This is a genomic window from Candidatus Poribacteria bacterium, from assembly GCA_021295715.1.
Lineage (GTDB): Bacteria > Poribacteria > WGA-4E > WGA-4E > WGA-3G > WGA-3G.
On record JAGWBV010000006.1, the window covers coordinates 101,653 to 121,190 of the forward strand.

Here is a 19,538-nt window from a genome sequence, read left to right on the forward strand (position 1 = left end):
AGGTGATAGGTAAATCACGTTCACACACTTCGTTTTATTGTATCACATCGTCCTATATAAATCAACATAAATTATAATAACAATCAGCAATCAGCAATCAGTCATCAGCAATCAGTATAAAGATTGCTATGTGCCCGATTTTGTGGTATACTTTATTGATATAGTTCATGTGCTGTTAACCTCTAAAACCTTGTTAAATAAGGAATTTTTATGAACGTCACAGTTAAATACTTCGCCGTATGCCATGAAATGTTGGATAGATCTGAGGAAGAGATGGAACTCCCGGACGGTGCTACGATACAAACGATATTAGATCGTCTTGAGGAAGAATGGCCCGAAATCGCCGAATTCTACGAAGTGATGCAGATGTCTGTCAATTGGGAATATGCTACGGAACATACTGAACTCGCAGAAGGAGACGAGGTCGCCCTAATTCCACCAGTAACGGGAGGCAACAATGTTTAAGATAACGACAGAAGTTATCACGGGTGGGGAAGTGCGTGAAGCCGTGGAAGGTCCAGATGCGGGGGCAGTGGTGTTGTTCTTCGGCACGGTTCGGAACAATACCGACGGCAGACCGGTAAAATGTCTTGAATATGAAGCGTACCCACCGATGGCGGAGAAGAAAATGGCAGAAATCGCGCAAGAGATTTCAGAGAAGTGGGATCTCGATCGCGTCGCAATGGTTCACCGTGTCGGCAAATTGGAGATCGGTGAGGTAAGCGTAGCAGTTGCGGTGGCGTCGCCGCATCGCAAAGACGGGTTTGAAGCTTGCCGATACGCGATGGATCGCCTCAAACAGATTGTGCCTATCTGGAAGCGTGAGGTGTGGGCAGATGGTGAAGCGGAATGGGTGAAACCGGATGCTGTTTTCTTTGATGCGCCTAAGCCGCACAAAACCGCTTCACAAATTGACTAAAAATTGAGATCCCTTGTGGGAACTGGTCCAACGCCATCCACTCATCCACTGTATGCGCCTGTAAAATACTACCGGGTCCGATAACGACAATCTCCATGTGTTGTGCGAACACAGCAGCATCGGTGCCATAGGCAACCGTTCGGGGTTCGGTCTCACCTGTTATTTCAAGTGCCGCTTGAATAATCTTCGCATCGGGCGGTGTGCGTACCGGAGGGGCATTAATATACAGATCAAATATTAACCCATGCTTTTCTGCTGAATCGCGTGCGCGGTCTATCCAGATCTGAGCATTATCTCCAGGCATTGGACGGTAGTTGATACAACACACGCTTAACGGCGAAGTAATATTCCCTGGACACTCGCCATCACTGATAGTGATATTCCAATCCGTAATGGGTATCGGTTGTCAATTCGTGATAAATATCCCGCATCTCTGCGAGAAAAGGAATTAACTTTAGATTTGCGTTGTCCCCTTCGCCTGTACTGCTGTGCGCTGCACGACCGTGGGCTGTGGCGGTAAAACGGACAGTCCCTTTGTGGGCATATACCGCATGGAGTTCTGTTGGTTCACCGACGACTCCATACTTCGGAAAGCCATGCTTTTTGAACATCTGCGACTTTTCGGCAACTGCAATTGCTCCGAGGTAGCCCACCTCTTCATCGGCGGTGATCACGACATAGAGCGGTGCCTTTAAATCCGATGCCGCATAGTGTGACGCGACCTCAATCATACACGCAACACTGCCCTTCATATCGCAACTACCCCTGCCGTACATCTTCTCATCGGCAATCCGTGCCTCAAACGGATCCATCGACCAACCGATAGCAGGCACAGTATCTATATGTCCGAGTAGCGCAAGTCCGCGCGCACCGTTCACAGGCCCTTTTCGCCCGATGAGATTCACCTTCAGCACACCCGCTGGATCTTTGTATTCAACCCGTTCGACTTCACAACCAACAGATTCCAGCGTCTCGGTGAGATAATCCATGACCTCAACATTGCTGAGAGGGCTTACTGTGTTATACCCAATGAGGGTTCTGGTCAATTTTTTTGCATCCATAGTCAGCAATTTTACAAAAAATGGTGAAGTTTGTCAATGAATTTTTTAGAGTAAGCGTCGGGAATCGGAGTTCCCTCCTACAAGTTAGAGCAGCACAATTTAGAGTTGGTATTCATAAGCCGTGACGGCGATGGCTACAATTGCGGCAGTTTCTGTGCGGAGAATGTTCCTACCAAGTGTCACAGGTGTACATCCGCTTTCAATAGCACTGGCGACCTCTTGATCGGAAAATCCGCCTTCTGGGCCGACAAAGAGAGCGATAGAATCCGGATGCGGTGTCTCTCGCAAAACTGTCTGGATATGCTGAATCTGCGACTCCTGATCACGATATGGACTAAGGAGCAAACAGAGCGAAAACCTATCAAGTTGCGCCAGGACTGCGTCAAACATCTGTGCGTTGCATAATTCAGGCAACCACGCGCGTTCGGACTGCTTCGTAGCAGAGATAAGGACACGGTGCCAACGCTCATATCGGTTTTGACTCGGTCTCTGAAGTCCGTATTCTGAATGCAGTGGTACAATTTGTGTGACACCGAGTTCTGTCGTTTTTTGGAGAATTAACTCCATTTTATCGTTTTTGGGGAGTCCTTGAAAGAGTGTGAGTTTTGGTGAAATAACTGCGTGAAATTCGTGACTGAGGATTCGGGCTTCGCTTGAAAGTCCATCGTCGTGTGCCTCAAGAATTTGCGCGGTATACGCATTCCCTTTTCCATCGATAATTCGGACAGTCTCACCGGGTCTTGTCCGAAGGACATTGCGGAGATGGTGATGCTCTGACCCCGTAATCGTGGCGACATGATTGGATATCTGAGAAGGGGAAACATAGAAAGTGTGCATTCTTTAAATGTTCCTTGCGGTTCGGTGAGGTGAGTTGGCATCGTCAAGTCCGTTCCAGTGAGCCGTCTCGGCGCGTTGCTTGGGACTACAAACTTTCGTCATAGGTGGCAGGGGTGCGCAATTTTTGAATAATTGTCTCTGGTTGCTGACTGCGGAAGATAGCCGTCCCTGCGACGAGAACTGTTGCGCCTCGATGAACTGCGAGGGGCGCGATTTCTGTCGTTACGCCACCATCAACGGAAATGTCAAGAAGCAGCGCCATTTCCTGAACGCTTTGATGTAATGTTGCTATTTTTTCGAGTGTATTCCGCTGAAAAGGCTGACCTCCGAATCCAGGTTCAACACTCATTGGCAGGACTAAGTCAATGTCTGAAAGGTAAGGTGTAACCGACGAGACGGGTGTCTTCGGACAAAGTGCCAAACCCGGCTTAAGACCGTGTGCTTTGATCGCCGAAATTACTTCATTCGGTTCATCAGCACTTTCGATGTGAAAGGTAATCAGATCTGCACCTGCCGCCGCAAGTGCGTCGATATAACGAAGCGGGTGGGTCACCATAATGTGGACATCAAAAGGCACATCGGTGATTTCGCGAACAGCCGCGATAAAGGGTGGACTGATAGCAAAATTTGGCACAAACTCGCCGTCCATCACGTCAAAGTGGAGCATATCTGCGCCAGCTGTGACGACCCGTTTAACCTCTTCGCCAAGGCAACTGAAATCTGCAGCGAGTAATGAAGGCGCAATTTTAGGCGTAGGAATTTGTATTCTCCTTTAGTTGAGTTCTATCTATAAAGCACTTCAGGTAATTTTTCACCGTTTTCGTAGACGATCACCCGTGCTTTACCAAAGACGCGGACCCCCTTCTGCTCCAAATCAATCACTGTCCCGGGTGCGTAGCGTTGATCGACCTCAATGCGCTCACTGTATTCATCAATTATAACAATCCTGATGTGGCGCGAAAGTTTTCCGTCCTCGCTCACCGTATGCGTGAAAGGTAAGGGTCTGCTAATGTTTTCAGTAGTCCCCTGCACACCACTGATTTCGAGTAGGATGCGGTCTCCAGTTCTCACCATGATGCCGCCTACAGGTTCATGTGTGATAATTGCGCCTTGAGGGATTTTAGGATGCGAACTATATTCAGTTTCAATCTTTAGTCCGACTGTTTCCAAGGCAGCAATTACATCAGCAGCAAGCTGACCTTGGAAATTCGGAAGTTGCACCACTTGTGGTCTCGGTCCGCGGCTCACCAAAAGATTTACAGGATTGCCACGGCGTTGCCCTCCGCCTTCTGGCGGTGTTTGTGAAATGACCGTATCCTGCAGATAATCTGCGGAATGGACGAAGGCAACTCGATTTGGACGAAAACCAGCACTCGTAAGGCTATCAAAAGCAGCATCTCGCGATTTTCCAATGACGGAGGGAACGGGGACTAACTCCGCGCCTATGCTAACTGTGATTTCAACGGGTTGATATGATTTTATTCTAAAGTTCGCCTCTGGATTTTGTGAGACGATTTCACCCTTCGGCGCATTGCTACTCGCCTCTTGAATAGTTTTTGCGGGCTGCAATCCTGCTTCCCCAAGAATCCGCACGGCTTCATAGTAACTTTCGCCGGTAATGTTGGGAACAAGTACCTCTTCGGTTCTGACCCAATTCGGAATAACAACGAAAATGGCTAACGCTCCGATTATACCGAGGACACTCAAGAAATAGAGGAGCGTCTTGAATGATGCAAATAGGGCATTATTCAGACGATTCATTTTTTAATTTTTCCTTGCGGAGAAATAACGTGGGTTCTGTGTTTGGCATGCCTTCCTCATATCCGCTCTCCAAATGTAAAGCAAAGACAAATTATGCCATTTAAGGAGACCTAATTTCATTACGAGCTACCGGTTTTGAGACTATCTTAAGATGTACCCTTTGTGAGAGGAAAACCTCTTAACCGATAACCGACTGCTAATTAGGGCAGTGCGAAAACCTAATAATTAAAACATTCGCCTGTTTGCAATTGATACCCATTAATAAAATCGTGTGCTTCCATAGGTTTTTTGGTTGCGGGTTGAATTTCCAACAATTGGAGCGTTCCTTCTGCCGTGGCAACGAGGAGTTTTTGTCTTTCGACTATTTCAAGGGTTCCGGACTGTCCATCAGTTTTCTGTGGCAGTGGTTGACAACGCACAATTTTTAACCGCAGTTTCTCTCGGAAGAAAGTATACGCACCGGGCCAGATCGCTGTACCTCTGACTAAATTGTGAATCGTGATCGCTGGTTGATTCCAATCAATTTGCCCGATCTCCTTCGTCAGCCGCGGGGCATGCGTTGCTTCTGCGTCGTTCTGTGGGATTGCAGATGGCGGTTCGCCATCCGGCATATTGGACAAACATCGGACCAGTTGATTTGCCCCGAGTTGTGCCAACTGTTTCGTCAATGTGAAAGCAGTGTCTTCGTGTCGGATCGGGACTCGGTCTGCCGAGATAATATCACCTGTATCCTCACCTGCATCCAGTAACATCAGTGTCACCCCTGTCTCCGTTTCACCCTTAATGAGTGCCCACTGAATTGGAGCAGCACCACGGTACTTTGGAAGAAGCGAGGGATGTAAATTGATAGTGCCACAGGGCGGGATATCTAAAACGGTTTGGGGAAGAATTTGGCCAAAGGCAGCAACAACAATTACATCCGGTGCGAGACGTTTAAGAGTCCGCACAAAATCTGGTTTTCTCGCCTTCTCAGGCTGATAGACCGGTATCGTATGCTCTGTAGCAACTAATTTGACAGGTGACGGGGTGAGTCGTTTTCCGCGTCCGCTCGGTCGGTCGGGCTGTGTGACGACACCGATGAGTTCAAATTTGTGGGCGATGAGTTCTTTGAGCGCTGGAACGGCAAACTCACTGGTCCCCATAAACAAAATACGCACTTCTTAATTTTTCCTTGCGGAGAAACAACCTAAGTTTGGACTTTGACGTGCTCTTCTCAGGAGTCGCCTGCGTGTTTTTGCAAACGCTTACGGACGGGCGAGGGTGTTGCTCATTCCTTCGTCTGTGAGCAACACCGTTACCAGTCCGAAAAAATCCAATGCGAAGAAAGTGTTTCTGCGTATTGTTGCAGGCTCCTGCTTCCGTTAAACATACACGTTAGAAACGAATTTGAATGAGTGGCAGCGCGAAACCGACAGACGGCTCATTTGACCACCTGTTCAGTCCTTTATTCATCGAGTCCTGTAGCGACTTATTTCTATATCTCGCTACATACGTGTCGGTTTCGGACAACCGTGTAAGCGGACCATCCACGGGATCCTCATCTTCGGGCGGTGGAGGCGTCCGCGGTTCAGGCACAAGTGGTGCTGATCGGTCAACATTACGCGTATGCAACCAATCCCATACCCCAATAAACACAGAAAATGAAACAGCCCCGATGCCAATGATACGATAGTCCTGCGAGGACAATTCAGGCGCGAATTGATTTTCACGTAACATTTTTACCCCGCGCATTACCACGTAACTGTGAATCGCAGTAAAGGGGAGGGAACTCAGGGTAACGATCTCAAACCGACGCAAAGCACTTTCGCTATACCCCTCTGGTTCCGTTTGTTCTGTCTCCGACTCGGGGGATTCTGACTGAACTTGCGCTGTTGCGTTCGGGATCACTAAGGAAAGAGAAATTAGGCTAAGCAAGAATAATCGAACACTCAATTTATACATGGATTACTTTCCCAGACAAAGAATTGTGTTGCATCTCTTACAGTGAAATCCAGAATTACAGATACGTCATTGACTGGCGTATTCACAAAACACACCATAATGTCAATTTAAGGAAAAGCTGCATCGTAGAGAATCAACGCTGAATGCGCGTATTGCCTCGCAGTGAGAGTCAGCGGGGTAGAACGGATTCCATCAAAACTGTAAAACGCCGTAAAAAAATAAGGTTTTCTCTATACATGCCACACCGAACATATACCGAGTGAAACCCAACGCTTTGGTTGTGAAACCTCCCAGACGCTGCCCCTATGAAGTTGGGTTTCACTTTGTTCTTGAGCGCATAGCGAACCTATCAGATTCCAGGTGTGTTTGTCCCGCGATGTTCGCCTTCTCGAGACCGTTCTACCCAACCTACGGTCGCACTATCTTTAGGTTAGACCCGGTTCGGTTAGGGGATTTCGTCTACGAATAGACTCAGTCCGTAGCGCAAGTCGCGTGTGGACTTGCGGGACAATGTATTACATTCCGAACCTACCGGGCTTGGGGACCGCTAAATTGATGGCTATGGTGTACCTATGAAAAATACCTACAAAAAACCGGTAATAGTTAAGTATCCTGGTTTTGATCGCGGTTTTGAAAAAGGTAAACAATTAACATCCCCGCTCCAATACAGACAGAAATATCCGCAATGTTAAAGGTCGGCCAAAAGAGCCCTTTGTCAGCGATACCGAATTGCAGGAAATCAACGACCTCACCCAAATAGAGGCGATCTATGAAGTTTCCAACAGCACCGCCGAGTAGAAACCCGAGAGCGACTTGCATCCAACGGCTCTCCCTGAATCGAAGATAATACGCAAAAATGAAGGCTAAAGCGATAATAGTAATGAGAATCAGTAAGACCCTGTGTCCAGCGAGTACGCCAAAAGCGGCTCCTGTATTCCTATCGTGCCGAAGGTTGAAAAAGCCGGGAATAATCGGAATCACCTCTATAACCTGAGTGATATGGTTTTGCACCAACCATTTACTCACCCAATCTACTATCAACACTGGAATCGCCACACCGATTAAGGGTATCAGCGTCTGCGGCGTATTTTTTTTAGGATCCTGCTTCGTGGGCATTCTTAAGCACCTCCCATTCCGCTTTGGCATCCTTCGCCTCTATATCGGAAACATGCAGAGTTTTCTCGACAATCGGTGAGAGTTGGTGCCAATTCTTCTGAAAAATGCTATGGTTACCCGTTATACCCTCTTCGGAAATGAGATGATAGAAATGTTCCGCCAAAAAAGGAGTCAAGGGTGCTAACCGTTGCACGAGCACAGTGGCGATTTGTGCTAAAGTGGCTTGTGCCACATGTAAGATTTTAGCAGGACGCGATTCTATGGCGCGAACATAAAAACGAAGATCGTTTTCGCAGAAATCGGTTAAGAGTGTCCACATTTCATGAAAATCCCCGTCTTGGTACGCCTGCTGGACCTCCTGTAAACGTAGAAAGGTAACGATTATCGCCAACGAATCAATCAAAGCGCTTTCAGCGGTCAGCAATCGGCTCTCAGAGGAGTCCCGGTCGGAAACCGTTGGAAACCGTTGAAAATCGTCAGCAAGAGAATTTTTTTGCTGATGGCTATTTCCGATCCCCTTACTGATATTCTCTAATAGTTCCTGCAATTGCTGATATTTAACAAGGTAGTCCCGTGCGAGTTTATCAAGATGCTTGGGATTGACTTGCTCTGTTCCGACATTAGGCGTTATTGCAACCAAGCGTGCTACATCAGCTGGATATTTGTTGAGAAATGCGTCTTCTACCTGTATTTCCCCGCCAACTTTCGGCATTGTCTTAAGTTTTAGTTGCTTAAGAGGTTGGCTTTCTTTAATTGGACGGCTTCTGCTGAGTGCTGCGGAAATAACACTGATCTCAGCTAACCATTTTGTCCATTTTAAATCGGAAACTGTGTCAGTTTTCGGTACAAACATGACACTGGTGTGCCCACCGAGCGGTTTCTTGAAATCAGAATTGTCAATAATCTGAAGTAGATTGGCGAAATGGCTATCAAGAAGCGTCGCTTCTTTGCGAAAGTCACTTGAATTACAGTTTTGACACCGAGTATCAACAGGTAAAAGCTCCTCAACGCTCAATCGGAACCAGAATTCGAACCCTCGTTGTATAGAATTCCTGATTGCATTAAGGGTATTTTTATCAGTAAGAGGTTCATCACACTGGTCGCACAGAAGGATTGGAAGTGGCATTCCCCATTGGCGCTGTGCTGAAACCGGCAAATCTTCAAAATTGAGGACATCCTTTTGGACATCGCGAATACCTTTATGATCCGTGTCGCCGTAATTATCCCAATATTCTTGGGCGTTGAGAAGTTGGGTAGTGGCATGGTTTTTGGAGATAGAGAATACCCATTTGGAACAGGGTCGGAACACAGCCAATTCTTTACAACGCGGACAGTGAGGCTCAGGCATCTCGCCTTTTTGTGTCTTGAGGAGATAACCACATTTCTCCAATTGTGGAACAATAAATTTCTCAGCATCAAACAGATACAAACCGCACAATTGCCCAGCTTCCTCGGTGAACCTTCCGGTTTCATCAAAAACAGGCATAGTATTCATTTCTAACGTTTGGGCGATCTTGTAACTCGGCAGATGATGCGCTGGATTTAGGGGCATAACACCGGATTTTAAGGAAGATATTGATTTATCACGGACAGCGTTTGCGGCTACAGTCTCAGGAATGAGTGTAATCTCTAAATCTTTCGCCGGAAACAGTGGATGCGCCACGGCGCATTTTGCGAGTTCAGAGGCTTTGATTTCTTTAACAGCTTTCGGTCTGGATTGTCCTTTTGGAAGGTGTTTGGTAAAGTGTTTAAGCTGCGGTTCCGCAAAAAGCAGATATTCGTCCTGCCATTGCGTGAGCCAATAGGGAGTATCGTCGGTAATTCCGAGTTTAACGATTCCTGCTATTTCCCAAAGGTGGGGCATTTGGAGACAGAAGAAAACATTAATGCCAAATTCTTCTAACCCGACATTGAAAGGAAACTTTACGTAGCCATTCAAGGTGTGCGTCGGTATTTGTACGAGATTCGCTTCATTGATCGGGACAGTGCAATTGGGGCACCATGGACTGAGCTGCGGCAAGTCATGGAGATAGCCAGAATCGCGGAGTCGACTAATGAGTGCGATAAGCCTTGCTTCCTGTCGCGATTCGAGGGTTTTCTGTGAAGTATCCCAATCGGCGAAGATACCGAGTTGATGGAATTTCTGTTTTTGGACTTCTAATTCCTGTTTATGTCGTGCGCGACATCGCTTCCGAAGGACAGATAACTTGATTGGCGTTTTAGACTTTGCAGCCTCAATAACGTGTTCCTCAATCCAAAGGGGATAGGTCTCCCACGCGGGCACATACGTGACCTGATGTCCTTGCATTAATTCTGCTTTAAGGAAGATATCCTGACAAACTTTTCTACAAAGGGTGTTAAGAGTGAGTGCATCGACGGAGGTGGGCATCTCGCGAAGGACATAGGTTTCTGCCTGGGAGGCGTGGCGGTGCTGCGCAGCACTTGATTTGACTGCGTTGCGGTCTACAGTCGCTGATTTTTTGCTCGCGAGTGGGTATACATCAGCGTTCTGCCAAATTTCCAGAACGGCGTTTTCTCGTTCGCGGTCTGTCAACTGAGGTATCTCTTTCGGTTTCGTGGATTTACCGCGTTTACGTGTTGTGTTTTTTGTGGTAGAATTTCGTTTTCTCATATTTTTTCTACACAGTTGTCAGTTGTCAGTTAAGAGGCTTTCGTTATAACAGCGGAAATCCGCAGAAATACCCAAGCAAAAACACCCTATCAAATACCCCAAGCAAATACGCCAAGCAAAAACACCCTCTTCTAACGATTAACTGCTTGGCATATCCTTCTATCTATCACCAGATCACACGTGCCAAAAACTGTAACAGAAGAATCAACACAAAAGGTGAAATGTCAATACCAAAATTCCGAGTTACCGGTCCGAGCACATTCCGAATCGGATTTAAAACTGGATCTACGAGGCGACTTGTCCACCAATAGAGTTGCCTAACGATTGCGTTCTGAGTGCCAGCAACAAACCAAGAAAGTATGGCATTCGCGAAAACCACTATTGTGTAAATTTCAAGCAGTTCACTGATGAACCAAGCGAGCATATCCATTATTACCTAAAAGATCCTCACAAACTGATTATGTACTACCGAGTTCCTTTGCTCGCTCTGTTGCAGCGAGAATAGCTTCTGTAAGCGTTGCTCGTAAGCCGCCTTGTTCTAAAGCGTGCAGTCCGGCGGCGGTTGTCCCCCCTGGTGTGGTAACACGGTTCTTGAGCACAGCCGGGTGTTCCTGCGTTTCAGCTAACATCGTCGCTGCGCCTAAGACTGTATGGGTGGCAAGTTTCTGTGCCTCTGCACGCGGTAACCCGACATGAACCCCTGCATCTGCTAACGCTTCGATGAAGAGGGCAACATAGGCAGGCCCACTCCCACTTACCCCCGTGACAGCATCAAGATGGCGTTCATCCATCACTAAAGAGATGCCACATGCATCGAAAATTTGTTGTGCTATTTCAAGATGCTCCTGATTCGCTGTACTGCCAGTGGTTAGTACCGAGATTGCAGCCCCCACTGATGCTGAAATATTTGGCATCACCCGAACGACGGGTGGAGTGTTGTCAAAATAGGATTCAAGCGTTGCGGTCGTAACACCCGCTGCGATGCTAATGAGCCATTGTGGTGATGACAAGGCACGTGCCACCTGTGGCAAGACGTGTGGGACTGCTGGCGGCGTAACAGCACAAAGAATCACATGCGTATTTTCTATCAAGGACGCGATATCGCTTGCGCTGTTAGTCCCTTTTTCATCGCAAAGCTGCTGAACGAGGGTAGTATCAAGGTCGGTAACCCAGATCTGTTTTGCAGGAAATACCGTGTCAGCGATACTCCGGACGATAATGCCCCCCATCTTTCCAATGCCGATTACACCTAAATTTTTAATTTTTCCTTGCGGTTCGGTCAGGTAAGTTTCACTCATAACGCGATTTTCCGTAGAACTGCAGAAACACCCAAGCAAAAACCCCTCCATTACATTACGGGCTACAAGTTTTGGTAATAACCTATCTAATTATTCCTCTGAAACTTCAAAGATGGCCCTGCCGATTCTAACGAGGTTCGCGCCTTCTTGAACGGCTACTTCAAAGTCGTTAGTCATCCCCATCGAAAGATACTCCATGGTAACTCCGGGAAATTTCTGTGCCTCTATCTTTTCAGCAAGCGATCTCAGCAAAGCGAACGCGGGACGGTTTTCGTCCGGCGAAGGTGTTAATTGCCCCATTGTCATCAACCCAACGATGCGCGATGCCGGATATGCCTGTGCGTCCTCAATGAACTGAAGGACATCTTCCGCCGCCACCCCGTATTTACTTGCCTCGCGAGTTGTATTTATCTGAATTAAAACATCTGTTCGTTGTGAGCGTTGTTCAGATCGGTGTGCTATCTCTGCTAAAAGCCGCAAACTGTCAACTGAATGAATCAGCGAAAACATTTCCAATGCGGTTTTAACCTTATTCCTTTGCAAATGTCCAATAAGGTGCCACCGGCATGCGTTATCACTGGCATCTGTCCCTACAGCATCGACAAAGGCATTAACTGGCGCGTACTTCTGTTGCGCTTCCTGCACTCGGTTTTCACCTATATCCGTTGCGCCTGCAGCGAGAACTGTCTGAATTTCCGCCGCTGAACGCCCTTTCGTAACAGCAACGAGCGTTATTGAATCGAGTGTGCGCTGACTCCGCGCTGCAGCACTGGCAATGCGTTCATTGATCCTGGAAAGATTATCGACAATCGAGTTCAATTTTCTATTCCAAAATTTTCCAATTAAAAATTGGTTAGATTAAAAGCGTATGTCAAGCTTCAAGATTGTCTGTTGAGGGCGGATCTGAATTTAAAGGCTTGCTTGCGTGAAAGAGTATACCAATGACAGCGACTAAGACGGCTATACTCACAATGCCAATACCAACGGTTATCTTATGTGTTGCCTCCGTATAAACCTGCGTGACTTGCACCGCACTCACGTTTTCGGACAAAACTTCCTGATATTTGGAAGGGTGGTTACCGCCTTGTATAATAAAAACAAGCCCGATCAAACCTGTAACGATTGATAACGTCGCAAAGAGTCCGCGCATTTTCAATTCTTTCCGGCATACGCCAAATTGTTGCTTAAGCGCGAGTTTTAAAAATCAGCGTCCTAAACAGGTTGGAACATCTAAGGAAAATAACGTTACAAATTGTAGTGAGGTTTCGACTGGGAACGATGCTGATACTGTTATTTATTCGTGGCATCTATAATATATATTAATGATACTATATTTTTACGAGAAAAGCAAATTTTCCGTCCGAGGAGTCTCTTCTCTATTCAGTATCAAGTTGGATATATGAGAGCATTCTACCTGTTTGTCCGTTTTCAGCCCGATGTGAATAAAAAAGGTCTGTACGACAAGCGGTGCAAAGTGGTGATATTGAAATAGAAGCGGCGGGTAAATCTGCTTCAACCAATTGATTAAGATTGGCAGTCTGTAGACTTAAGTTTGTGCCATCGTGGACGGTGTTACCGAAGCGTTCAGCAAATTGCGTTAGCAACTCTGCACTGACGGTATAGCAACATTTCTGGATAGAGGGACCCATATAAATCCGGCAGTTTTCAACAAGGGTTCCGAAACTATCTTTCATTTGTGCAAGTGTGTTCACGGCAATTCGTGCGAAGGTGCCGCGCCACCCTGCATGCGCGATCCCGATTGCTGGCGTTTCAATATCAAGAATGAAAATAGGGATACAATCCGCTGTAAAAATTCCTAATGCCACGCCGCGACATGCGGAGACAAGCGCGTCTGCCTCTGGCGGGTTTTCAAGAGATACTCCGGTTGTGGCATCCACATCAACAACACAGTTCCCATGAACTTGACGACAATACCGCAACTTCTGTAGACCTGTTTGCTGAAAAAGAATTTTCCTGTTAGTTGCGACTGCACTCGGATCGTCACCGACATGTTCAGCGAGATTCAAGGACGCGTAAGGTGCGTGGCTAACGCCCCCAGTACGCAGACTAATTCCTGCAGTGACAATACCGGTTGTTTGAAGTTCCTGAATCGCACGATACGTCTTCATGTCTTATAATCTTCTCGTGGCGGACTAAAGATGTCAAGGGCAACAGCGGGTTCTTCAAACGCCCTTGCCCTGTGCTTCACATTGGAAGGGATAAGGTAAGCGTCCCCTTTTTTGAGTATCCGAGAATCTCCATCAATAGACAGTTCAAATGTCCCCTCAAGTACCATTCCCATCTGTTCATGCGGATGACTGTGCTCTGCAACGACACTATGCGGTTGTAAATTGACGAAGGACATCATTATTTTTTCACCATGAAGTGTCCGAATACTTGCGCCGTCAAACACCTGCTTTTCGGGTTGCTCATCAATAACAAAAAAGGGCATCTGTTGTGAGTATCTCCTGTTTATGGTAGATTATGGAAATGGCACATCGGGTGTGATAGGCTCGACGTAAAGAAGCCTTTTACAACTTGAACAGTAGACTTGCTTCTGATACTTTTGCGCCTCCTTGAGGGTCTGGTGTTGAATAGCGATGCGGCAACTGGCACAGATACCATTTTTACTGAGCGCGACGAAACCGGTTTTCGCTCGTGCTGCGCCGGATCGGCTTGCAAACTGTGCTTTCATCCAGCGATGATACTCGTCTCTGAGACCTTTTTCAATTTTAGGAAGAAACGCCTTCCGCCGTTCCAAATTTTTATCTCTCTCTGTCTCTAAACCTTGGAGTTCTTGTTGGAGTTGTGCAGTTTCAGTAGCGGTTTTCTGCCTTTCGCGGTTTACTTCAACTTCCAATTGTGCCAATTCTTCTTTGAGTAGATCGCTTTTCTCCATAAGAACTAAGATACTATCTTCGGCTTCTTCGTCCTCCTTATCAAGGTACTCAATTTGTCGTTCAAGTGCATCATAAGCCTCGTTTGTCTTAACAATGCGTTGTTCATCTCGATATTTTTCGCGTTGGACAGCGTTCATTTCAATTTCAGCACTTTTGGATCGTTGTTCTTTCTCTGTCTCCGAGAGTTCCACCGATTTCGCCGCCATATCTTCTTCAAACTCTACAACGTCCGCCTCTAACTGTTTAATGCTACGTGGGATCTCCTGAAGTTTTTGCTGGATTGATAAGAGTTCTTGGTCCCGCTCTTGCAATTGGTATAACAAGGCGAGTTGTTGTTGTAAAGGCTCATTAGCCATTATACTTCTGCCTCCTTTTCGACGAGATATGCAAAGAAAATACCGAGTTGATACAAAACAAAGAGTGGTATTGCCATGAGCAACATTGACCCTGGATCGGCAGGTGTCAAGAGGGCTGACATGACACAGATACCTAATAAAGCGTAACTTTGCTTCTCACGAAAGCCCCGTGCATCAATGACTCCAATACGGGACAGAAACGCCATAACTATGGGTAGCTCAAAAGCGATACCGAATCCTAAGATTAAACGGGTTACAAAGTTGATATATTTCTCGAGGTCCCACATATTGGGTAACTCTGGTAGGAGCTGCGCGGAGAATTGCAGGACCACCGGTGTGACAATAAAGTAGGCGAAAGCCGCACCGCAGATAAAAAATACGACGATAATTAAAAACAGCGGCACTGCGAATTGTCGCTCCTCGCGATTGAGTGCCGGAAAAACGAACGCCCAAATTTGATAAATGATTATCGGTAGTGCCAGCAAAATGCCGGTGGTGATCCCTAATTTCAGGTATGCCATGATACCTTCCAAGGGACCAACCTTCATCAGTATTGCGTCAACACCGGAAGTCCCAGACCGCAAAGCGAGTGCGAAAAACCCGAGTATGGAGCCTTCAGCCCCTCCGACGGCATCAATAGCATTCGCAATTAGCGTGTTCATCGAAGTTCCCAATGGAAACTTAATTACCTTTTCAATGGGCTTGCTGAAAGATAAGCTTAAGACCGTAAAAACAGCGATTGCAATAGCAGAAATAATAATTCGGCGCCGGAGTTCCTCCAAGTGTTCCCAAAAAGTCATTGCGACTTCATTAGATTGCGTAGATTCCATAGTGCATGCCGCTCACAGTCGGAGTCATCAAGAGGTTTTCGGAGGCTTAATGTTCGGATCCGATTCTTTATCAATTTCATTTACTGTTTTTGTCAATTCATCTTGGAGATCACTACCAGCACTCTTAAATTCTCGGATCGCTTTGCCGAGTGAACGTCCCATTTCGGGCAACTTCTTCGGCCCAAAAATGACGAGTGCGACGACCAGGATTATAAATATCTCCATTCCGCCTATTCCACCCATATTTTTATTCCTCCTCCAATAAAATGTGGTAGTTTACTGCTACCTATAGTGTAGCATAAAATCCCTCTATTCGCAATTATTTTTTTGGATGGAATGTGTTGTGAGAAAACTTGTTGGAAGATGAGAAAATACGCGAGTTTCAGAGTATTCAGCGTAAAATCGGAAAAAATGTCTACAGGAAAAAATCGTAACTGGCGGAAAATGTTACGTTTTTATAACATTTTTAAATTGGGATTTCTGTGGGAATTTCGGTTGAAGACCTACTGGTGGCATGGGTTTCTTGGGTATTTCCTCGTTACGATTCTCTATTGAAAAAAAATAATTTGGTGAAAAGTGTAACATTTTGCAAACGATTGATAAATTACTTTACTCATATATCTTCATTCAATCGAGCGGATATTTCCAGAAATTCCTGTTCGCTGAATACCAATTGGAAGATGCCTTGTTGTCTGGGACCGTCGCAGACGACCATTCTTCCGGCGGTGTTGAACGCACCTTCAAGCGTTTCCAACACCTTTCGCTTGTATTCCGTGTCAAGATTGCCTTCGAGATGTTCACCTTTTGTGTCAAAAATCAAGACGCGTGTTACGCCCGCGACTTCATTTGTCAGTGCCACGAAGTCTGGATAGATGCGACCGCGTTTCCAGCCTTGCAAGTAGTATTCACCCCGTTGACGCGCCGCGACCCGATGCCACCAGTGCAAGGCTCGCTCCTCGTCAAGGTAATACGCAAACTTCTTCTCCAATTCGCTGTCGAATTGGTGCTCAAAAACGGGTTCAAAGAGACTTAACTGCACAGGCTCATAATCGCTCTTTAATAGCGGTCTATCATCGGAACGAACCTGTATTTTGTAATTGCCTACCATCCGATAGTTGGGTTCTTGGGTCTCCAAATCAAAGCGGATCTCATCCTGATCCAGTTTTCTACGAAAGACCTGCTCCGCCTGCGTCTCGACTTCACGTTTCACGTGTTCCCGAAGGGTATGTGCGAGGTAAGAACGCCGATTGTAAATGTCTGCTTCGGTCTCACCGGCTGCTCTCAGGCGTTCGTGCATCTGTTGTGCGATGCGAGCGGCTTGCCAGAGATTCGGCATAATATCAGACAGACGGCGAGCGAAATCGGAGATACTAACGGTTCTGTCAATGTAGGGTTCCTGCTCGGTATGGAAAACGGGTGCAACCTCACCCACATCAACCGTTGCGGATTGCCTGCGAACGTTCTCAGGCGCGGAGGCATGTGGGTCGGGAGGTTCGATCGCTGCCCAGTCTATATACGGCAGGATATGCGCTTGATAATTGAGTTGAATCCATCTATCACCATCTCTATGACGGACTACGGGCAGATAGATTTCGTGTCCTCGGAACCGGTCTCGGCGTTGCACCGTCTGCTGTTGGGTTTCTTGGGATTCACTTGCTGGTTCCCGTGAATCCGACGCGCCCATCACTTCATCGCCCAAGCCTGTCAATCCCTCCGATTCCAAGCCATTCTTAACTTGCGTGACAACGGTCCCGACATCGACATTATTGCAGTAGACGTAACACTGATCGAGCGATTCTCTACCGGTGAGTTGTGCATGTGGTTGTCGCATCACGCGCCCGACGAGTTGTGTAATTGCCCGCTGCGCTTGTGTATTGTCGAGCATTACCAAGAGATAGGCAAATGGGCAATCCCAGCCTTCCATCAGTGCGGATTTCGTGATAATCCAGCGGACTTGTGAGAATTCCGAAAGCAGATTTTCCCGTCCGAGTTCATCGTTTTCAGCGGATTTGACGCGAATTGCTTCTGGAGAGACCCCGAGATGGATAAGATATTCCCGGACATCCTCGGCGTGGATACGCTCACTGTCGCGTTGATCCCTGCCGGTTCGCTCGACACGCACAACGGCGATCGGGCGGATATACCGTCCCGTGCTGTTCTCATACGATTGCGCCTCGGTATCAAGGCGTTCCAGTTCATCAGCGGCTTGACTGAGGGTTAGCTGCCACTCAGCATTCGGGAATGATGTCACCTGCACGGGTAACTTAATCATCTCCTCTCTTTTCAGGTCGGGTCCCTCAATATCGACAAGGAGATTGCTGATACCGCGGTTGGGTGTAGCGGAGAGTTCAATCACTATGCGAGGATCAAGACGGTTGATGGATTTAGCGAATTCCTCGTTTGCCTGTCGATTTCTCGCCCCGTAAGCCTTATGTGCCTCGTCCAGAACAACAACCGGACGCAACATTTTGAACACGTTAAATAGACTCTGTTTGACGAGTCCGCCTTCTGTGTGGCACTCCAGATCGGTATATTCGTTGAGTAGACGGGTATTGCCGAAAATATCGTCACTGTCAGGGTAAAAACTCGGGTAGCGACCGGAATCCCGAAACATACGGAGAAACTCTCTGCCTCTTTGTCGGTTGGTTGCTGGGAGCATGAGCAGCATGACGCAGAGGTAATTGGCGATATCGTCGTTGTTGAAGATATCCTCTTTTTCCAGCATCTTGATACGCCCCGCGCTCGCCCGACTCAACATTTTACGGTAGGGGTGTTGTTTATCCCACAAGGCGGTTTTGGTTTGATTGTAGATTGCCTTACTCGGCACAATCCACAAGACTAAACCGCGCTGCCACGGGAGACGTTCCAGAGCGGCGGCAGCGAGTAAGGTTTTCCCGCCACCCGTCGGCACTTTGAAACAGATATGCGGAATGGGGCGGTTTGCTTCATCAGTGCGGTTAATGTGTTCGCTTGCGGTTGCCGCGACACCGCCGTTCTCCTTCAATTTCTGCCATGCAGCTTTCGGATAATTGCGTAAGTCATTGATAATTGCGGTATCAATCTGTCTCTGTTGCAGGAGTTCAATTGTCGTTTCTGAGTCACGCTGTGCGTCTTCAAGTACCTCTAACCAACGTGCCAAAGCATCGAGCGCACCGCGTTGATATTCTTTTAATTCCAGCATTGTATTATTTCTTGATAGCCCAATTCCTTAGCATTTACCAAGCAAGCCTCTTGCAGTTTTTAACAATTCCAGGATTCACGCAACTTGTGTTGGTCACGGACTGACAATCTTCTGTTGTTTGAGTGTTTCGATTTCCTGCCTGAGTTCTTCGATTTTTCGCTCTTGGTCGTGATCCCGTTTTCCGCGCCAAGCAGGAATACCGATAGCGACAACAATCAGAGCGATTAGCCCATACGTTACATTTGTGGCATGTGCGACCTGTTTTTCAACGCCGTTCATACGTCCATCTAACCGGGCGACATCTTCCTTTAGCGTGCTAATATCCGACTTTATCGGTGCAAGTTCTGTTTTAATTTCCTCTTTGACAATCAAGCGGATCTTATTGAGGTCTGCATCGGTTAACGCTGCGAGTGCCGGCATTGCGATTGTAGAAAAGAGCATCAAGAGGACAAGAATGGTTTTCATTATGGTATCTCCTTTTGGAGATAGTAAAGCATATTTAGGCTTGGGTGTCAACGTAAAAAAGCGTAACCAAAATTTTCACCTTTCATGTAGGGCATCGGGAAGTTGACAGAATATAATACCCATCTTTGTGAGTTCGCGCTGACCGATGTAATTGCCCGCTGCATAGACGATCACTTTTCTACCATTTTCGCGACTGGCATGGCAAATGCGTTCTGCCCGCTCCAGATTGAGAATAGCGGCG

The 19,538-nt window shown here is 47.0% G+C and carries 20 protein-coding genes and 1 pseudogene; 1 reads left to right on the forward strand and 20 read right to left on the reverse strand.

What is annotated here, in order from left to right; genetic code table 11:
* The first annotated feature begins 210 nt into the window (after positions 1-210).
* Positions 211-919, forward strand: a pseudogene (locus J4G07_03540) (MoaD family protein).
* Here the strand turns inward: J4G07_03540 and J4G07_03545 are convergent.
* The 20 genes from J4G07_03545 to J4G07_03640 form a co-directional block, all read right to left on the reverse strand.
* Complete coding sequence (locus J4G07_03545) at positions 885-1,223, reverse strand: M20/M25/M40 family metallo-hydrolase (GenBank protein ID MCE2413057.1); 339 nt, start codon at positions 1,221-1,223, stop codon at positions 885-887. The pseudogene J4G07_03540 and the gene J4G07_03545 sit on opposite strands and share 35 nt — an antisense overlap.
* 61 nt (positions 1,224-1,284) lie before the next feature.
* A complete protein-coding gene (locus tag J4G07_03550) occupies positions 1,285-1,980 on the reverse strand; it encodes a M20/M25/M40 family metallo-hydrolase (GenBank protein ID MCE2413058.1) in 696 nt (231 codons plus the stop codon).
* A 99-nt stretch (positions 1,981-2,079) separates the two neighbouring features.
* On the reverse strand, positions 2,080-2,817 hold the full coding sequence (locus tag J4G07_03555; protein MCE2413059.1) for a 16S rRNA (uracil(1498)-N(3))-methyltransferase: 738 nt from the start codon (positions 2,815-2,817) through the stop codon (positions 2,080-2,082).
* An 85-nt stretch (positions 2,818-2,902) separates the two neighbouring features.
* Entirely contained in the window at positions 2,903-3,577 is a 675-nt protein-coding gene (rpe, locus tag J4G07_03560; GenBank protein MCE2413060.1) for a ribulose-phosphate 3-epimerase, read from the reverse strand.
* A 23-nt stretch (positions 3,578-3,600) separates the two neighbouring features.
* Positions 3,601-4,578: a PASTA domain-containing protein gene (locus tag J4G07_03565; GenBank protein ID MCE2413061.1), complete on the reverse strand. Its 978-nt coding sequence runs from the start codon at positions 4,576-4,578 to the stop codon at positions 3,601-3,603.
* Between the two features lie 218 nt (positions 4,579-4,796).
* A complete protein-coding gene (gene fmt, locus J4G07_03570; GenBank protein ID MCE2413062.1) occupies positions 4,797-5,720 on the reverse strand; it encodes a methionyl-tRNA formyltransferase in 924 nt (307 codons plus the stop codon).
* Positions 5,721-5,952: 232 nt separating this feature from the next.
* Positions 5,953-6,519, reverse strand: a complete 567-nt coding sequence (locus tag J4G07_03575; GenBank protein ID MCE2413063.1) for a hypothetical protein — start codon at positions 6,517-6,519, stop codon at positions 5,953-5,955.
* A gap of 603 nt (positions 6,520-7,122) precedes the next feature.
* A complete protein-coding gene (gene lspA, locus J4G07_03580) occupies positions 7,123-7,635 on the reverse strand; it encodes a signal peptidase II (protein MCE2413064.1) in 513 nt (170 codons plus the stop codon).
* Positions 7,613-10,267, reverse strand: coding sequence for a class I tRNA ligase family protein (locus tag J4G07_03585; protein ID MCE2413065.1), 2,655 nt, complete (start codon positions 10,265-10,267; stop codon positions 7,613-7,615). Before J4G07_03585 ends, lspA begins: the two co-directional genes overlap by 23 nt.
* Positions 10,268-10,433: 166 nt before the next feature.
* Complete coding sequence (locus J4G07_03590) at positions 10,434-10,697, reverse strand: YggT family protein (protein ID MCE2413066.1); 264 nt, start codon at positions 10,695-10,697, stop codon at positions 10,434-10,436.
* A 28-nt stretch (positions 10,698-10,725) separates the two neighbouring features.
* Complete coding sequence (gene proC, locus J4G07_03595) at positions 10,726-11,565, reverse strand: pyrroline-5-carboxylate reductase (GenBank protein ID MCE2413067.1); 840 nt, start codon at positions 11,563-11,565, stop codon at positions 10,726-10,728.
* A 90-nt stretch (positions 11,566-11,655) separates the two neighbouring features.
* A complete protein-coding gene (locus J4G07_03600; GenBank protein ID MCE2413068.1) occupies positions 11,656-12,384 on the reverse strand; it encodes a YggS family pyridoxal phosphate-dependent enzyme in 729 nt (242 codons plus the stop codon).
* A 52-nt stretch (positions 12,385-12,436) separates the two neighbouring features.
* A complete protein-coding gene (locus J4G07_03605; protein MCE2413069.1) occupies positions 12,437-12,715 on the reverse strand; it encodes a hypothetical protein in 279 nt (92 codons plus the stop codon).
* A gap of 226 nt (positions 12,716-12,941) precedes the next feature.
* Entirely contained in the window at positions 12,942-13,694 is a 753-nt protein-coding gene (gene pgeF / locus J4G07_03610; protein MCE2413070.1) for a peptidoglycan editing factor PgeF, read from the reverse strand.
* Positions 13,691-14,017 carry a cupin domain-containing protein gene (locus J4G07_03615; protein ID MCE2413071.1) on the reverse strand — a complete coding sequence of 109 codons (327 nt, stop codon included), beginning with the start codon at positions 14,015-14,017 and terminating at the stop codon, positions 13,691-13,693. The genes pgeF and J4G07_03615 overlap by 4 nt, the downstream gene beginning before the upstream one ends.
* Before the next feature lie 30 nt (positions 14,018-14,047).
* Positions 14,048-14,821, reverse strand: coding sequence for a hypothetical protein (locus tag J4G07_03620; protein ID MCE2413072.1), 774 nt, complete (start codon positions 14,819-14,821; stop codon positions 14,048-14,050).
* Positions 14,821-15,651: a twin-arginine translocase subunit TatC gene (gene tatC / locus J4G07_03625; GenBank protein MCE2413073.1), complete on the reverse strand. Its 831-nt coding sequence runs from the start codon at positions 15,649-15,651 to the stop codon at positions 14,821-14,823. Before tatC ends, J4G07_03620 begins: the two co-directional genes overlap by 1 nt.
* 27 nt (positions 15,652-15,678) lie before the next feature.
* Positions 15,679-15,894, reverse strand: a complete 216-nt coding sequence (locus J4G07_03630; GenBank protein ID MCE2413074.1) for a TatA/E family twin arginine-targeting protein translocase — start codon at positions 15,892-15,894, stop codon at positions 15,679-15,681.
* A 370-nt stretch (positions 15,895-16,264) separates the two neighbouring features.
* A complete protein-coding gene (locus J4G07_03635; GenBank protein ID MCE2413075.1) occupies positions 16,265-18,832 on the reverse strand; it encodes a DEAD/DEAH box helicase family protein in 2,568 nt (855 codons plus the stop codon).
* 93 nt (positions 18,833-18,925) lie between these two features.
* Positions 18,926-19,297, reverse strand: coding sequence for a hypothetical protein (locus tag J4G07_03640; protein ID MCE2413076.1), 372 nt, complete (start codon positions 19,295-19,297; stop codon positions 18,926-18,928).
* Between the last annotated feature and the right edge of the window lie 241 nt (positions 19,298-19,538).

What these genes read in the sequence shown, in the direction of transcription:
- J4G07_03545 (MCE2413057.1), bottom strand. Translation starts at nt 1,223, where the DNA reads ATGCCTGGAGATAATGCTCAGATCTGGATAGACCGCGCACGCGATTCA.
- J4G07_03550 (MCE2413058.1), bottom strand. Translation starts at nt 1,980, where the DNA reads ATGGATGCAAAAAAATTGACCAGAACCCTCATTGGGTATAACACAGTA.
- J4G07_03555 (MCE2413059.1), bottom strand. Translation starts at nt 2,817, where the DNA reads ATGCACACTTTCTATGTTTCCCCTTCTCAGATATCCAATCATGTCGCC.
- J4G07_03565 (MCE2413061.1), bottom strand. Translation starts at nt 4,578, where the DNA reads ATGAATCGTCTGAATAATGCCCTATTTGCATCATTCAAGACGCTCCTC.
- fmt (MCE2413062.1), bottom strand. Translation starts at nt 5,720, where the DNA reads ATGGGGACCAGTGAGTTTGCCGTTCCAGCGCTCAAAGAACTCATCGCC.
- J4G07_03575 (MCE2413063.1), bottom strand. Translation starts at nt 6,519, where the DNA reads ATGTATAAATTGAGTGTTCGATTATTCTTGCTTAGCCTAATTTCTCTT.
- lspA (MCE2413064.1), bottom strand. Translation starts at nt 7,635, where the DNA reads ATGCCCACGAAGCAGGATCCTAAAAAAAATACGCCGCAGACGCTGATA.
- J4G07_03585 (MCE2413065.1), bottom strand. Translation starts at nt 10,267, where the DNA reads ATGAGAAAACGAAATTCTACCACAAAAAACACAACACGTAAACGCGGT.
- J4G07_03590 (MCE2413066.1), bottom strand. Translation starts at nt 10,697, where the DNA reads ATGGATATGCTCGCTTGGTTCATCAGTGAACTGCTTGAAATTTACACA.
- proC (MCE2413067.1), bottom strand. Translation starts at nt 11,565, where the DNA reads ATGAGTGAAACTTACCTGACCGAACCGCAAGGAAAAATTAAAAATTTA.
- J4G07_03605 (MCE2413069.1), bottom strand. Translation starts at nt 12,715, where the DNA reads ATGCGCGGACTCTTTGCGACGTTATCAATCGTTACAGGTTTGATCGGG.
- pgeF (MCE2413070.1), bottom strand. Translation starts at nt 13,694, where the DNA reads ATGAAGACGTATCGTGCGATTCAGGAACTTCAAACAACCGGTATTGTC.
- J4G07_03615 (MCE2413071.1), bottom strand. Translation starts at nt 14,017, where the DNA reads ATGCCCTTTTTTGTTATTGATGAGCAACCCGAAAAGCAGGTGTTTGAC.
- J4G07_03620 (MCE2413072.1), bottom strand. Translation starts at nt 14,821, where the DNA reads ATGGCTAATGAGCCTTTACAACAACAACTCGCCTTGTTATACCAATTG.
- tatC (MCE2413073.1), bottom strand. Translation starts at nt 15,651, where the DNA reads ATGGAATCTACGCAATCTAATGAAGTCGCAATGACTTTTTGGGAACAC.
- J4G07_03630 (MCE2413074.1), bottom strand. Translation starts at nt 15,894, where the DNA reads ATGGGTGGAATAGGCGGAATGGAGATATTTATAATCCTGGTCGTCGCA.
- J4G07_03635 (MCE2413075.1), bottom strand. Translation starts at nt 18,832, where the DNA reads ATGCTGGAATTAAAAGAATATCAACGCGGTGCGCTCGATGCTTTGGCA.
- J4G07_03640 (MCE2413076.1), bottom strand. Translation starts at nt 19,297, where the DNA reads ATGAAAACCATTCTTGTCCTCTTGATGCTCTTTTCTACAATCGCAATG.